The 15,653-nt window shown below is 60.3% G+C and carries 13 protein-coding genes; all 13 read left to right on the top strand.

Going from position 1 to position 15,653, the window contains the following annotated elements:
- Positions 1-179: 179 nt before the first annotated feature.
- The 13 genes from JNB91_RS19600 to JNB91_RS19540 all read left to right on the top strand — a co-directional run bounded on the left by JNB91_RS19600 (position 180) and on the right by JNB91_RS19540 (position 15,632).
- Positions 180-1,397 (top strand): deoxyguanosinetriphosphate triphosphohydrolase, encoded by a 1,218-nt coding sequence (locus tag JNB91_RS19600; RefSeq protein WP_220327159.1) that lies wholly within the window; start codon positions 180-182, stop codon positions 1,395-1,397.
- A gap of 63 nt (positions 1,398-1,460) precedes the next feature.
- Entirely contained in the window at positions 1,461-3,218 is a 1,758-nt protein-coding gene (gene argS / locus JNB91_RS19595; RefSeq protein WP_220327158.1) for an arginine--tRNA ligase, read from the top strand.
- 65 nt (positions 3,219-3,283) lie between these two features.
- Complete coding sequence (locus tag JNB91_RS19590; protein WP_220327157.1) at positions 3,284-6,385, top strand: SPOR domain-containing protein; 3,102 nt, start codon at positions 3,284-3,286, stop codon at positions 6,383-6,385.
- Between the two features lie 123 nt (positions 6,386-6,508).
- Positions 6,509-7,525, top strand: coding sequence for a beta-N-acetylhexosaminidase (gene nagZ, locus JNB91_RS19585; protein ID WP_220327156.1), 1,017 nt, complete (start codon positions 6,509-6,511; stop codon positions 7,523-7,525).
- Between the two features lie 69 nt (positions 7,526-7,594).
- On the top strand, positions 7,595-8,398 hold the full coding sequence (locus tag JNB91_RS19580) for a segregation and condensation protein A (protein ID WP_220327204.1): 804 nt from the start codon (positions 7,595-7,597) through the stop codon (positions 8,396-8,398).
- 29 nt (positions 8,399-8,427) lie between these two features.
- On the top strand, positions 8,428-9,123 hold the full coding sequence (scpB, locus tag JNB91_RS19575) for an SMC-Scp complex subunit ScpB (RefSeq protein ID WP_220327203.1): 696 nt from the start codon (positions 8,428-8,430) through the stop codon (positions 9,121-9,123).
- Positions 9,124-9,278: 155 nt separating this feature from the next.
- Entirely contained in the window at positions 9,279-9,491 is a 213-nt protein-coding gene (locus JNB91_RS19570) for a twin-arginine translocase TatA/TatE family subunit (RefSeq protein WP_112507697.1), read from the top strand.
- 33 nt (positions 9,492-9,524) lie between these two features.
- A complete protein-coding gene (gene tatB / locus JNB91_RS19565) occupies positions 9,525-10,382 on the top strand; it encodes a Sec-independent protein translocase protein TatB (protein WP_220327155.1) in 858 nt (285 codons plus the stop codon).
- Positions 10,379-11,200: a twin-arginine translocase subunit TatC gene (gene tatC / locus JNB91_RS19560; RefSeq protein WP_220327154.1), complete on the top strand. Its 822-nt coding sequence runs from the start codon at positions 10,379-10,381 to the stop codon at positions 11,198-11,200. Before tatB ends, tatC begins: the two co-directional genes overlap by 4 nt.
- A gap of 51 nt (positions 11,201-11,251) precedes the next feature.
- A complete protein-coding gene (serS, locus tag JNB91_RS19555; RefSeq protein ID WP_220327153.1) occupies positions 11,252-12,532 on the top strand; it encodes a serine--tRNA ligase in 1,281 nt (426 codons plus the stop codon).
- 10 nt (positions 12,533-12,542) lie between these two features.
- A complete protein-coding gene (gene surE, locus JNB91_RS19550; RefSeq protein ID WP_220327152.1) occupies positions 12,543-13,313 on the top strand; it encodes a 5'/3'-nucleotidase SurE in 771 nt (256 codons plus the stop codon).
- An 8-nt stretch (positions 13,314-13,321) separates the two neighbouring features.
- On the top strand, positions 13,322-13,963 hold the full coding sequence (locus tag JNB91_RS19545; protein ID WP_220327151.1) for a protein-L-isoaspartate(D-aspartate) O-methyltransferase: 642 nt from the start codon (positions 13,322-13,324) through the stop codon (positions 13,961-13,963).
- A 124-nt stretch (positions 13,964-14,087) separates the two neighbouring features.
- Positions 14,088-15,632: a peptidoglycan DD-metalloendopeptidase family protein gene (locus tag JNB91_RS19540; RefSeq protein ID WP_220327150.1), complete on the top strand. Its 1,545-nt coding sequence runs from the start codon at positions 14,088-14,090 to the stop codon at positions 15,630-15,632.
- The last annotated feature ends 21 nt before the right edge of the window (positions 15,633-15,653 follow it).

Raw genomic sequence — 15,653 nt, 5'->3', positions numbered from 1 at the left:
TCCTGCCGGGGTTAAGGCCCGGTGAGTTTCAGGCCGTGCCCGAATAACTCGAAGATTATTGTCACCGTCTTTGCGCACGGTCCCACTATAGGTATGAAGGCGTGAACGGCACGTCAATGGGCCGGGCGGAACGGAATTGCAATGGAAATGCAGTTGAGGGCGGAAATGCAGGTGAAGGCATGACGATCGATACCAGGACGCTCGGGTTCGGCAGCGGCGAGCGGGCGGTTTATGCGTCTGACCCGTGGGGTTCCCGGGGCCGGATGTTTCCCGAAGACGGCAGTCTGACGCGCTCCGAGTTCCAGCGTGACCGTGACCGTATTGTCCACACGACGGCCTTTCGTCGCCTCAAGCACAAGACGCAGGTTTTCATCAGCCCTGATGGCGACCATTATCGCACCCGCCTGACCCATACGATCGAAGTCGCACAGATCGCCCGTGCGCTGGCACGCGCCCTTAAGATCGACGAGGATCTGGCTGAAGGCGTGGCGCTCGTCCACGATTTCGGCCACACGCCCTTCGGCCATACTGGCGAGGATGCGCTGGACGAGATGATGAAACCCTTCGGCGGCTTCGATCACAATGCCCAGTCGCTTCGGATCGTCACCAAGCTGGAGCGCCGTTATGCCGAATTCGACGGCATCAACCTGACCTGGGAAAGCCTCGAAGGGCTGGTCAAGCACAATGGCCCTCTGATGACGCCGGAGGGCGAGGGGCTGCACGGTCCGGTGCCGCAGCCGATCCGCGATTATTGCGAACTGCATGATCTCGAACTGGCAAGTTTTGCCAGCCTCGAGGCGCAGGTCGCGGCAATCTCGGACGATATCGCCTACAATACCCATGACATCGACGACGGGCTCCGCTCCGGTCTCCTGACCTTCGAGATGCTGGAGGATGTGCCGTTCCTTGCCGGCCTGATGCGCCAGGTGCGGGAGAAGTATCCGGATCTGGAGCCGAGCCGTTTTGCCTATGAGGTGACCCGCCGGCAGATCACCCACATGGTCGAGGACGTGATCGGGGTGGCGCAGGCCAATCTTGCCGATATTCGCCCGGAATGTGCCGCCGATGTGCGGGCTGCGGGCCGGGTGATCGCGACTTTTTCTCCTGAAATGGCAGAGACCGATCGTCTGATCAAGAAACTGCTCTTCGCCCGCATCTATCGCCATCCCGAGATCATGCGCATTCGGGCCGGTGCTTCGAAGATCGTCACCGATCTTTTCGAGGCCTATATGAACGACCCGACGCTGATGCGCAGCCACTATTGGGTCAATCACATTTCCGGGCTGAAACAGGCGGCCAAGGCGCGCCATGTGGCGGATTACCTCGCCGGAATGACCGATACCTATGCCATCCGCGTGCATGGTGAGCTGTTTGACCAGACTCCCGATTTGCGCTAGGCCGACCTCCAAACACCACCGGCTTTTCAAAAGCCCGCTTCGCACTACGCGTGGAAACGAGACATGAACCTTTTTGCAGACTTCGATAAAAGAATTAAGAACGCGCTGGAAACAATTGATATTATCAAGGAAAAGCGCAGCGAAGTCGATTTTGGACGACTGACCGTCGAGCCACCGCGCGACCAGAGCCATGGCGATGTCGCCACCAATGCGGCCATGGTTCTGGCAAAGCCGCTCGGCACCAATCCGCGTGCGCTTGCCGACCTGATCTCGGCTGCATTGCGCAATGATCCGGATATCAGCGAAGTTTCTGTCGCCGGCCCCGGCTTTATCAACATCCGTCTTTCGACCGGCTACTGGCAGCGCATTCTCGCCTCGATGATCGAGGCGGGCACCGATTATGGCCGCTCGGCTGTCGGTGCAGGCAAGAAGACCAATGTCGAATATGTTTCGGCAAACCCGACCGGCCCGATGCATGTCGGCCACTGCCGCGGCGCGGTTGTCGGCGACGCGCTCGCCAATCTTCTGTCTTTCGCCGGCTATGATGTCGTGAAGGAATATTACATCAACGACGCAGGCGGTCAGATCGACGTGCTTGCTCGCTCTGTGTTCCTGCGCTACCGCGAGGCGTTGGGTGAAGATATCGGCGAGATCCCCGCCGGTCTTTATCCGGGCGATTATCTCGTGCCGGTCGGCAAGGAACTGGCAGATGAATTCGGTCCGCGGCTGCACAATATGCCGGAAGAGGAGTGGCTTCCGCTCGTCAAGGATCGCGCTGTCGCCGCGATGATGGTGATGATCCGCGAGGATCTCGAGGCCTTAAACGTCCATCACGACGTGTTCTTCTCCGAGCGCACGCTGCATGCGGAAGGCGCCAAGCTGATCCGCGCTGCGATCAACGACCTGACCTTCAAGGGCCATGTCTACAAGGGCAAGCTGCCGCCGCCGAAGGGCCAGCTTCCGGAAGACTGGGAAGATCGCGACCAGACGCTGTTCCGCTCGACGGAGGTTGGTGACGATATCGACCGTCCGCTGATCAAGTCGGATGGCGCTTACACCTATTTCGCCGCCGACGTCGCCTACTTCAAGGAGAAGTATGACCGCGGCTTCGACGAAATGATCTATGTGCTCGGCGCAGACCATGGCGGTTACGTCAAGCGTCTCGAGGCCGTTGCTCGTGCCGTATCCGAGGGCAAGGCGAAGCTGACTGTGCTCCTGTGCCAGCTGGTCAAGCTCTATCGCGATGGCGAGCCGGTGAAGATGTCGAAGCGGTCGGGCGATTTCGTCACGCTGCGTGAAGTCGTCGATGAAGTCGGCCGTGATTCGGTCCGCTTCATGATGCTTTACCGCAAGAATTCCGAGCCGCTGGACTTCGATTTCGCAAAAGTTACTGAACAATCGAAGGATAACCCGGTCTTTTACGTCCAATACGCACATGCCCGTTGCATGTCGGTCTATCGTCAGGCGAAAGATGCTTTCCCGGATCTCGATATCGATTCGCTCGACCTTGCCTCCACGGTTGGCGAAATCACCGATCCGAACGAGTTGCAGCTGGTCGCAAAGCTTGCCGAATACCCGCGGATAGTCGAGAGCGCAGCGCTTTCGCAGGAGCCGCATCGCATAGCCTTCTACCTTTATGACCTGGCCAGCTTCTTCCATGCGCATTGGAATAAAGGTAAGGAACAACCGGAATTACGTTTTGTTAACGATAAGAACCGAGAATTGAGTATCGCCAGGCTTGGGCTGGTGCGCGCAGTTGCTTCCGTATTGAGGTCTGGCCTCACCATTACGGGTACGGCTGCACCGCAGGAGATGCGCTGAAAACGCCCTCATTTGCCCACATTGCTCTGGCAGCAACGGTGTAATGTAGGTGAGTGGACGAGGTAATGGCGGATAATAACCTTGCGCGTAGCCGCAATGACGTGCCGGATTTCTTTGCTGATGGTGACCCATTGGCGGAACTGGCGCGGATTGTCGGTTATGAAGATCGGGTTGTTGCAAACCCGGCTCCTGTGGTTTCCGAGCCCGTAGAGGCAAGGCGAACCGACCCGGTCTTCAACCTGGAAGACGAGCTCCTGCGCGAGTTTGAGCGCTATGATGCGCCCAGGCTCGATCCGGCAGGCGATATAGTTGTCGAGGCGCCTTCGGTGCCTGTCGCCGATAACGGTCCTGAGGAGCCTGTTTTCGATAGTCGCGATTTCGTTTCCGACTTCGAAGCATCTGTTGTCGAGGACGAATATCGCAACGCCGGTGAGCCGCTGCAGCAATGGGCGGTGGAAGGCGATTCGCAGGGTTCTGTCGATCAGGTCGTGGAGCCTGCCGGTTATGACGCGGAAGCGGTCGATCTCCGTGATGGCAGTTTGTCCTATGATGCTCCCGTTGAAGGCGAGCTGGCGCCATTCTCGCCGCACGTCGATTCAGATGGCTATCAGGTAGCGCCTGTCGAAACCGTCTCTGCTTCCAGCGCAACTGTTGCTGCCGAGCCCGAAATCTCTTTCGACGATTTCGATCTGGCTGCCGAACTGGAAAACTCCTTCTCGGCTGCGCCGGTCGTGGAACCGCTCCCGGTCTCTGCCCCGCTTGCCGCTTCGCCAATTGTCGCCCCGATCGTTGAGACACAGCCGGCATCTGCGGAAGTCCTTCCGTCTTCGGCTGATGCCAAGCGGAAAGGGGCGGGGTATACGCCCAGCTTCCGCATGCCGCTTGCCAACTTCCAGTCTGGCGCCGGCGTCGCGTCGCATTTGCGCGAAGAGCCCAAAGTTGAGCCGCAGCTTGCTCCCAAAGCGGCTGAGCCGGTTTCTCCGGCCGGTTGGGATGCTTTACCCGTGTTAACACCGGTCGCTATCCCGGTAGCCACTGTCGCCGCTCCGGCAATGTCTATCCCGTCGCTGGATATTCCGTTGGCCGGTCCGGCCGAAGCAATTTCTGCAAGGGCTGCACCGCTAGCATCCGAACCTGCGCTGCGTGTGGAAAAGGATGCGTTTTCAGAACTGGATGATCTTCTTTCAGGTGCTGCTGCCTATTCGGTCCGGCCTGTGATCGATGATTCACTGGTCGAGCCCGTGCGGAGCCATGTCGATCACAATGTTCAGCCGCAGGCGGCGGTGACGGCACCAGTACAGAATCCGGTCTACGACGCGCCGGCCACACCTGTGGCTCCGGCCGCTTCTGCCGCTTCTGCCGACGACGATAACGATCCGTTTGCCGATCTCGACTTCGAACTGGCGCTTGATGATCTGGAGCTCGACTTGAGCGACATGGTGGTCGAGGAAAACAGCAAGGGTGTCGCGCCGGTCGTCGCTGCGAGCGAACCGAAGGCTGCTGCTCCTGTCGCCGCTGCTTTCGTTGCTCCGCCGGCTCCGGCTCCATTCATTCCGCAGGCTGTAGCAGCGCCCGTCGCTGTGCCCGCTTATAGCGCGACACCGGCATTTAATGCGCAGGCCGCTTTCGAAGCCCAGCGCCTGGATGGTGCCGAGCCCGAGGACGATGTTGCGTTCGATCCTGCTCTTCTCGCAGAGCCGGAAGAGCAGCCGGAAGTGATTGCCGAACTCGACGTGCCGACGCTTACCGTCGAAGAAAAGGAAGTGCCGCCAGCCTACCGCAACGATTTCGACCTCGATATCGACGCCGAACTCGCCTCTCTGCTCGAAGCGCCGGAAACGGTGACGCCGGTTCAGCGCGCAAGCGCCGAACAGCCTGCCGCTGCGGCAGTCTCTGCTGCTCCCGCCGCCCCAAAATCCGTTTATGCGGATCTGGACGATTTCGAGCGGGCACTCGAAGAGGATTTCCGTCGCAGCCTCGCGACGCCGCTCACGGCCAACGAAGGCTATGCGTCGGCCGAAGATTACGAACAGAACGTCGATGATGTTGAAGGGCGTGGATCTTCGCGCCGCTGGATCGCTCCGCTCGTGGCTGTTGGTGTTCTGGCCGTCTGCGGCGCTGGCGCCTATGCGTGGTTCGGAAGCTCCTCTTCCGGTCTTGGCGGAAATGGCGAGCCGGTGGTGATTGCTGCCGACAGCGAGCCGGTCAAGGTTGCGCCGGCGAACCCGGGCGGCAAGACCGTGCCGAACCAGGACAAGGCCGTTTACGACCGCGTCGCCGGTGCAGGATCGGAAACGCCCAAGCAGCAGCAGCTGATTTCCACCAACGAAGAGCCGGTCGATGTCGTCCAGAAGACGCTGATGCCGGATACGCTTCCGCTGGAAGGCGAGAACGACATGCAGATGACCGAGGTGTCTGACACCGAGGATCCGCGTCTTCTGCCGCAGGATCAGCAGCCGGCGGGTGAACAGCCCGTGACCGTCATGCCGCGCAAGGTCAAGACGATGATCGTTCGCGCCGATGGCAAGCTGGTCGAACAGGAAGTCGAACCTGCCGCTGCAGAAAAGATTGCTGCCGCGCCGGTCAGGGGCGATTCGCCTGCCCAGACGGCTGCAGCTTTCCCGACATCTGCGCCGGCTTCCGCCGCTGCCCAGAGCGGTATCGTTCCTGCGTCGGCACCCGTATCCGCTCCGGTAGATGCCGCACCGTCCATGCCTGTTGCCGCAGAGGCTCCGGCAACGATCGAGCAACTGGTCGATCCGGCTCCTGCCGTTCGCGCTCCGGTTCCGGGCACGCGTCCGACTGCACAGTCTGCCAACGCTGTCGCCAGCAGCGATCAGGGTAACGCTCGCCCGGCAGCACCTGCTGCCGCACCGACATCTGCCCCTGCTGCACAGAACACGCAGGTCGCATCGCTGGGCGAAGGCGGCTACGTCATCCAGATCGCTTCGCTGCCGTCCCAGGCGGATGCACAGCGCTCTTATCAGAGCCTGTCGGGCAAGTTCGGCAGCGTGATCGGTGGACGCGGCGTCGATATCAAGGCCGCTGAAATCGCCGGCAAGGGCACCTTCTACCGCGTCCGCATCCCGGCCGGCAGCAAGGAGCAGGCCGTGGCACTGTGCGAAAAGTACCGTGCAGCGGGAGGCAGCTGCCTCGTGGCTCGATAATAAGGCCATCAACAGATACAGACGGGGCGCAATGCGCCCCGTTTTCGTTAGGGCGGTTCCAGCAAAGCCGGGAACCTGTTTTGCGTCCGGAATGCACCGGATCATCACATCGGGTAATTTGACATGAGTGTTTCCAAATCCATGATTCTCGGCGCCAGCGGCGCAACACTGACTGCCGACGAAATCTCGCTATATCGGGACGAACGCCCCTGGGGTTTCATTCTCTTTGCCCGCAACTGCGTGGAGCTTCCCCAGATCGCCGATCTTGTGGCTTCGATGCGCGATGCCGTCGGAAGGCCGGATGCGCCGGTTCTGATCGACCAGGAGGGAGGGCGCGTGCAACGCATTCGCCCGCCGATGATCGAGCGTTATCCTTCCGCAGCCGCATTGGGTGAAATCTACAGGCAGGACAAGGAGAAGGGCCTGCGCGCCGCCTGGTTGATGTCGCGCCTGCATGCATTCGATCTTATGAAGCTCGGCGTGACGGTCGATTGCCTCCCGGTTCTCGATGTGCCGGTCGAAGGAGCAAGCAATGTCATTGGCGACCGCGCCTATGGTTTCGATCCGCAGACGGTCGCGTCAATGGGCAAGGCGGCGGCCGAGGGCCTGAAAGCGGGCGGTATGCTGCCGATCATGAAGCACATGCCGGGCCATGGCCGTGGCATGGCCGATTCGCACCATGAGCTGCCGGTCGTTACCGCCTCACGCGCCGAGCTCGAAGCGCATGATTTCATCCCCTTCGTCGCGATGAAGGATGAATTGATGGCGATGAGCGCCCATATCGTCTTCACCGCCTACGACGATCGTGATCCCGCGACCATCTCGCCGATCGTGATCGAAGAGGTTATCCGCGGCCATATTGGCTTCGATGGCCTGCTGGTCTCGGACGACACCTCGATGAATGCCCTGAAGGGCACGATCGGCGAACGTGCCGCACGAATCATGGGGGGAGGCTGCGATATTGTCTTGCATTGCAACGGCGTCATGGACGAAATGAAGGCCGTGGTGGAGGAAGTGGTGCCGTTGTCCGGCAAGGCTTTGGCGCGCGCCGAGGCTGTCGAGCGTAGCTTCGCGGCACCTGATGCCTCCGACGAGCAGGCATTGCGTGCGGAGTTCCATGAAATGATGGCGGTCGCCTGACGTAACAGGACCGCTGAGCAAGAGAGGTGAACGGGTTTGGCGGTGAATTCGGGGCAGGGCGCCATTCCTATGGATAAGCTCTGGCAGGACGTTTCCGAGCGTGCTGCCGACGACCCGGCGCTAGTTATCGATGTTGCCGGCTTCGAAGGTCCGCTCGACCTGCTTCTGCATCTGGCACGCAGCCAGAAGGTTGATCTCTCCCGTATCTCCGTGCTTGCGCTTGCGGAGCAATATCTTCTCTTCGTCGATAGCGCGCGGCGCGTCCGTATCGAGCTTGCGGCAGACTATCTGGTCATGGCCGCATGGCTCGCGTATCTGAAATCGCGCCTTCTCATTCCCCAGCAGGTCAAGGGCGACGACGGCCCGACCGGCGAGGAAATGGCGGCAACGCTTGCCTTTCGTCTGCGACGGCTTGAGGCCATGCGCGAGGCGGCAAGCCAGCTGATGAGCCGCAACCGGCTGGGGCGTGACGTGTTTGCCCGCGGGGCGCCGGAACATATCCCGCATCGCGTTCAATCCGCCTATGACGCCAGCCTCTACGATCTTCTATCTGCCTATGCCAATCTGAGGCAGCGCACGGCAATCACCCAGGTGACGATCGAGAAGCGCAAGGTCTGGTCTCTGGTTGATGCGCGCGAACTGCTGACCCGCATGCTCGGCGAGATCGCCGACTGGACGGCATTGCAGACCTATCTTCTTCCCTACCTGCCGCCCGAAGACCGGGTGACCGCGACGGCAAGCGCATTTGCCGCGTCGCTGGAACTCGTGCGCGAGGGCAAGCTCGAGATCCGCCAGGACGGCGCCTTCCAGCCCATCTATCTGCGTGGCGGCAATCGGTCACGATCTGCCCCTGTGTCCGGAGGTGGCGAGTGATGGAAGATAACAACGAGGTCGAAACATCCATGGACGCCGTTCATGAAGCGGATGATGGTCAGGCGCTAAAATTTTCCGACCTGGAAGCCGAACGCATGGCCGAAGCGCTGATCTTTGCTTCCGCACAGCCCGTTCCCGAAAGCTTTCTGGCGGACAGATTGCCACGAGGGACGAACGTCCCGGCACTTCTCGCGCGCCTTGCCGAAAATTACGCCGGCCGGGGCGTCAATCTGGTTCGCACAGCGGACAGCTGGGCCTTTCGCACCGCGCCGGATCTCTCCTTCGTCATCCGAAAGGACGAAAACGAGGTCAGGAAACTGTCGCGCGCGGCCCTCGAAGTGCTTGCGATCATTGCATACCATCAGCCTGTGACCCGCGCTGAAATCGAGGATATCCGCGGCGTCCAGACCTCCAAGGGCACGCTTGATGTGTTGATGGAGGCCGGCTGGGTTCGTTTTCGCGGCCGCAGGCGCTCGCCGGGCCGTCCTGTCACACTCGGTACGACGATCGATTTTCTCGATCATTTCGGCATCGAGGAATTACGCGATCTTCCGGGGCTGGAAGAGTTGAAGGGTGCAGGCCTGCTGAGTGGCCGCATTCCCCCCGGATTTCATATTCCCATGCCCGGCGCGGATACGGATCTGTCGGATGACGAGGATCCCATCACCCAGCTCGACCTTGAGGAACTCGGCCTGCTGGTGCCAGGCGGCGCTTCCGACGATTAAGCCCTTTAAACTGTCGCGTAGCGTGTGTGGGCGAGAGGTGATCTCGCATGACGCTAACGACCGCGTGATTACCGATGTATCATGCAAATTTGCTGTTTGAAAAAGCAGCACAAAACGCTTACATCGAAAGCTAATTCGAATTTGGAGTTGGACTAATGGGTTCTTTCAGTGTGTGGCATTGGCTGATCGTTCTGGTCATCGTGCTCGTCTTGTTCGGGCGTGGTAAGATTCCGGAACTGATGGGCGACGTCGCAAAGGGCATCAAGAGCTTCAAGAAGGGCATGACCGACGAAGACGCTCCGGAAACGACCACTGCGAAGACCGTCGACCACAAGGCTGACGAGGCGAAGGAAACCACCCGCTCTTAATGATCGGGCAGGGGGCTTCAGGAGCTTCGTTGCATGTTTGATATCGGTTGGACCGAACTGCTCGTCATAGCGGTCGTACTTATCGTCGTGGTTGGTCCGAAGGATCTCCCGCCCATGATCCGCGCGTTCGGCAAGATGACCGCCAACTTTCGCAAGATGGCAGGTGATTTTCGCGCGCAGTTCGACGAGGCTCTGCGTGAAGCGGATATGGATGACGTCCGCAAGACGATTTCGGATGCGCAGAAGCTCAATCCGACCAATGCCCTGCGTGACGCGATGAATCCGCTGAGGCAGATGGGTGAGGATCTCAAGGCCGACCTGCAGAAGGCGACCCAGATCCCGAACCCTCTTGCCGACAACACCACGGATCTTTCGCCGGCCGATGCAGAGGCACAGCAGGCGATCGAGAGTGCCGAACCGGTTTCTGCAGCATCTGAAGTGCCGGCAAGTGTGGAGCCGGCTGCAGCCGCGAAAGCTCCGGCAGCCACTGCTGCATCGGCAACGCAGTCTCTTGCGATTTCTGACGCCAAGAACGTAGCGGATGCTAAGACGGCCGTATCGGCGACGACACCTGCTGCTTCGACGACGCCCGTTGCTGCTGCTATTTCGGCTGAACCTCAGCCGTCTGTCGCAAAGCCTCGTGCGCCGCGCAAAACTGCTGTGAAAGCGGCAGCTGAAACGAAGGCTCCGGCCAAAGTCGCTAAAACTTCTGTAGCGTCCAAGAAGGCAATTGCCGAGGCCGCTCCTGTTGCCGACAAGCCCAAGCGTGCCAAGGCGGCGTCGAAGACGGCTGACAAAACTGTATCCGCGGCTGTTGAGGCTCCGGTTGCCAAAGCGCCCGCCCGCAAGCGCGCGGCCAAAAAGACTGATACTCCGAAGGACGAAGCATGAGCGACTACGAGGACAAGCCGCAGCCGCTTATCGAACACCTGATGGAGTTGCGCACCCGGTTGATGTGGGCGATCGGCGCATTCTTCGTCGCCTTCGTCGGCTGCTTCTTCTTCGCCAAGCAACTCTTCAACCTGCTCGTCGTGCCCTATAAATGGGCCGTCGTCTGGGCTGGGCTGGACATTACCAAGTCCGAACTCATCTACACCGCACCGCAGGAGTTCTTCTTCACCCAAGTGAAGGTAGCGATGTTCGGCGCTCTGGTGATTGCCTTCCCGGTGATCGCCTCGCAGATCTACAAGTTTGTCGCGCCCGGCCTCTACAAGAACGAACGCTCGGCCTTCCTGCCGTTCCTGATTGCTTCGCCGATCCTGTTTCTGATGGGTGGTGCGCTGGTCTATTTCTTCTTCACGCCCATGGTCATGTGGTTCTTCCTGGCCATGCAGCAGACGGGTGGCGATGGCGAAGTGGCCATTTCACTTCTGCCGCGCGTTTCGGAATATCTCAGCCTCATCATGACGCTGGTCCTGTCCTTCGGCCTGGTCTTCCAGTTGCCGGTCGTGACGACGCTGCTTGCCCGTGTTGGCTTGCTCACCAGTGACTGGCTGAGGGAAAAGCGTAAATATGCGATCGTTATCGCGTTCATCGTTGCGGCAATCCTGACGCCGCCGGATCCGATGTCTCAGATCGGTCTTGCTATACCGACCATCCTTCTCTACGAGATTTCCATCTATGCCGCGCGACTCGTCGAGCGCAAGCGACGTGAGGATTCTGAGACTGCAGAATCGTCCTCGGACGTCGCCGAGACCGATAAGGCTTGAGGATCCTCCTGGCCTGATGCGCGCGGCATCTCGCGTTGAAGGCTAGGGACTATGCTTGATATCAAATGGATTCGTGAAAACGAACAGGCCCTCGATGAGGCGCTCGCAAAGCGCGGCGCCGAGCCGATGGCAGCCGAACTCGTGGCGATGGATGAACGCCGCCGCAGTATAATCCAGAAACTTCAGGACATGCAGTCCCGCCGCAACGCCGCCTCCAAGGAAATCGGCGCAGCGATGGCGCAGAAGAACCTTGAACTGGCTGAAAAGCTCAAGGCCGAAGTTGCCGAGATCAAGGAAACCATGCCTGCCGCCGAGCAGGAAGAGCGTGAGGCAATCGCAGCACTCGATGACGCGCTGTCGCGTCTTCCCAATATCCCGCTCGATGACGTGCCGGTCGGCGAAGACGAGAGCGGCAATGTCGTAAAGCGTGTCGTCGGTGAAAAGCCGCGCTGGAACCATCCGGCGAAGGAGCATTTCGACATTGGTGAAGCACTCGGCTACATGGATTTCGATCGCGCCTCAAAACTTTCCGGCGCGCGTTTCACCGTTTTGACCAGCCAGCTCGCACGTCTGGAGCGTGCGCTTGGCCAGTTCATGCTCGACATGCACACGATGGAACATGGTTATACGGAAGTCTCTTCGCCGCTGATGGTGAAGGCCGAAGCCATGTATGGCACCGGCCAGTTGCCGAAATTCGAGGAAGACCTTTTCAAGACCACCGACGGCCGTTACCTGATCCCGACCGCGGAAGTCACGTTGACCAACCTAGTCTCGGCCGAGGTGCTGGAACAGGAAAAGCTGCCGCTGCGCTTCACGTCACTTACGCCTTCTTTCCGCTCGGAGGCAGGTTCGGCCGGCCGTGACACGCGCGGCATGCTGCGTCAGCACCAGTTCTGGAAATGCGAACTGGTCTCCATCACCGATGCGGAAAGCTCGCTCGCCGAGCATGAACGCATGACGGAATGCGCCGAGAATGTCCTGAAGCGTCTCGGTCTGCATTTCCGCACCATGACGCTCTGCACCGGCGACATGGGCTTTGGCGCTCGCAAGACCTATGACATCGAAGTCTGGCTGCCGGGACAGGATACCTATCGCGAAATCTCGTCCTGCTCGGTCTGCGGTGATTTCCAGGGCCGTCGCATGAACGCCCGTTACCGCGTCAAGGACGAGAAGGCATTGCGCTTCGTCCACACGCTGAACGGCTCGGGCACGGCTGTCGGCCGCTGCCTGATCGCAGTTCTGGAAAACTACCTGAATGAAGACGGCTCCGTCACGATTCCGGATGCTCTTCTGCCTTACATGGGTGGCCTGACACGAATCGAAAAGGCATAAGGATATACGCATGCGCATTCTCCTCACCAACGACGATGGTATCCACGCGGAAGGTCTGGCAGTCCTGGAACGGATCGCTCGCACCATTTCCGATGATGTCTGGATCGTTGCGCCGGAGACGGACCAGAGTGGTCTTGCGCATTCGTTGACACTGTCCGAGCCGCTGCGGCTGCGCAAGATCGACGAGAAGCGTTACGCCTTGCGCGGCACGCCGACCGATTGCGTCATCATGGCGATCAGCGAGATCATGGGCGGCAAGCCCGATCTCGTCCTGTCGGGCATCAATGACGGCGGCAACCTTGCCGACGACATCACCTATTCCGGTACGGTGGCCGGCGCGATCGAGGGAACGTTGCAAGGTGTGCGTTCGATTGCCGTCAGCCAGGCGGCGCGCAAGGAGAATGGCCGTTTCACGCCATGGGAAGTGGCCGAAGCTCACGCGACCGATATCATCCGCAAGCTGATGACGGTCGAGCTTCCCGAGGGAACGTTCCTCAACGTCAACTTCCCGCATTGCGCACCGGAAGAGGTTCAGGGCATCGAGGTGACATCGCAGGGCAAGCTCGATTTCGGCCTGATGATAGATGCGCGTGAGGACGGCCGCGGTCGCCCTTATTACTGGCTGAAATTCTCCGATCGGAAAGGCAACTTCCGTGACGGGACGGATATTCAGGCGCTCAAGCAAAACAGGATTTCCGTGACGCCGTTGAAGCTGGACCTGACCGATTATTCGGCTCAGGATCGCGTCGCATCCGCACTTGGATTGGGAGTTGCCGGTTGAAACCTGGAATGGTCGAGAGGGAAGGATTTGCTGCACTCGTCCTGCGACTGCGGGCTGAGGGTATTTCCGATCTCGACCTTCTGACGGCTGTCGAGCAGACGCCTCGGTCCCAGTTCGTACCAGCGCCGCTTGCAGAGGAAGCCTATTCCAGCCGCACCATCCCGATCGACTGCGGCGCCTTCATGGAAGGCGCCGATCTCGCTGTACGGCTTTTGCATCGCCTGCAGGTAAAGCCCGGTCACCGAGTGCTCGAAATCGGCACAGGCAGCGGTTTTACCGCAGCCGTCATGGGGCGCATCGCCGAACGGGTCACCACCGTCGAGCGGTATCGTACTCTGGTCACGTCGGCCAATGCACGGATGGATGCGCTTGGGCTTCGCAATGTCATCATCCGTCAGGCCGATGGCATTAATGGATTGCCGGGCGAGGGCACGTTCGACCGCATTCTCGTGACGGCCGCTTTCGCCACTCTGCCGCGTTTCTATGCCGAGCAACTGACGCATGGCGGCTCGATGATCGCCCCGCTCATCCTTGACGACGAGACCTGCCTGATGACGCGCCTGACCAAGACCGGCAGCCGTTTCGAGCGCGAGGATCTCTTCCCGGCTCCCTATCTTCCGCTCGTTCCCCATATCGCCGCCGCTCTTTGAGCGCGGTCGGCATGGTTAGCAATTTGACAAAATACCGACTTTTGGTGCGGTGCTTTAACCACCCAGTAAGACTAACGGGTTTTAATGATCTCCATGATGGTTGCGTCATGAGTAGGTCGAGTCAATGCGTTTCAAGAGTTCATCCAAGTTCGGTACATCCGTTGTAAAGTTCGCAGCGGCAGCCTTGCTGGCCAGCGCTGCGACCGGTTGCAGCTCGGACGCCACGCGTTTTTCCGGTCTGTTTGACGGCACGGACAACATGACGACGGCATCCATCCCGCAGCGGCAGGGTGGTGGTGCTTATGGTCAGGCGCCTGTGCCGCGCGGAGATGTTTCGTCCTCCCAGGGCATGCAGCCGCAATACAGCTCGAACAATGTTGCGTCTTCGCAGCCTTATCCAGCATCGGGCGGTTACTCATCTCCGGCGCGCGTCGCATCGGCTCCGTCGAGTGTTCAGCGCTCTGAGCTTGCTGCTCCGGGCGAACTTCCACCCGTATCCGGTTCTGACTCGGCGGCGCGTCAGCAGGCCATGGCTCAGCCGTTCCCGCAGTCTTCCAACGTCGCCCCGGCGCGCAATGCGGACAACCTGACGACCGGCACGGTCAAGCCGATGTCCGGCTGGTCGACAGTCAACGCACCGCGCGTCACGCTGCGCCCGGGTGAAACCGCCAAGACGCTTGCAAACCGTTACGGCGTTCCGGAAAAGGAAATCCTTCGGGCCAATGGCGGCGCACTCGCTGCCGGTCAGTCGGTGGTCATCCCGACATTCGGTCCCGCACGCAACTCCGCCAAGACGGCTGCTGGCGACATCGATTTGCCGAACAACGCGCCTGCACCGGCAAATCAGACCGAGCAGAAGCTCGCTGTCCTGCCGTCGCGTGACAAGTCGCTGGCAGAACCCGGCAAGATCACCCCTCCCGGCGGCAAGCCGCTCGGTGGCACCTACACCGTCAAGCCCGGCGACACGCTGACCAAGATTGCCCGCGAAACCGGCACCTCCGTCGATGCGCTGAAGGCTGCAAACGGCATGACCGACGGCACCGTCCGCACCGGCCAGACGCTCAAGGTCGGCAATGGCATGACGGATCCGGTTCGCACCGCATCTGTTCCGCAGAAGCCTGCCGAACCTGCGCCCGTCGCGCCTAAGGTTGCGGCCCAGCAGCCGGCCCCGGTCGTCGCCAAGGTCGAACCCGCTGTTGCTGCACCGTCCAAGCCGGCCTCAGCAGAAAACGCATCGCTCAGCGAAGTTGAAAAGAAGGCGGACGTCGCTTCTGTTGCGCCGCAGTCTACCGGCATCGAGAAGTACCGCTGGCCGGTCAACGGTGCGGTCATTGCCGGCTACGGTGCCAACGTCAACGGCAGCCGCAATGATGGTATCGACATCTCGGTTCCGGAAGGCACGCCGATTAAGGCCGCTGAAAACGGCGTCGTCATCTATGCCGGCAACGGTCTGAAGCAGCTCGGCAACACCGTGCTGGTGCGCCATGACGACGGCAAGGTTACAGTTTACGGCCACGCAAGCGCGATCAACGTCACCCGCGGCCAGAAGGTCACTCGCGGTCAGACGCTTGCCTCTTCCGGCATGAGCGGCGACGCGCAGCGTCCGCAGGTTCACTTCGAAGTGCGCAAGGACGCAACGCCGGTCAACCCGAATACCTACCTTGAATAATTGTATTGCGTTTCAAGGGGA

The sequence above is a fragment of the Aliirhizobium wenxiniae genome (assembly GCF_019511445.1).
In the GTDB taxonomy this organism is placed as follows: Bacteria; Pseudomonadota; Alphaproteobacteria; order Rhizobiales; family Rhizobiaceae; genus Neorhizobium; species Neorhizobium wenxiniae_A.
The sequence above is the reverse complement of the archived record's forward strand: the minus strand, read 5'-3'. Positions and strand labels throughout refer to the sequence as shown.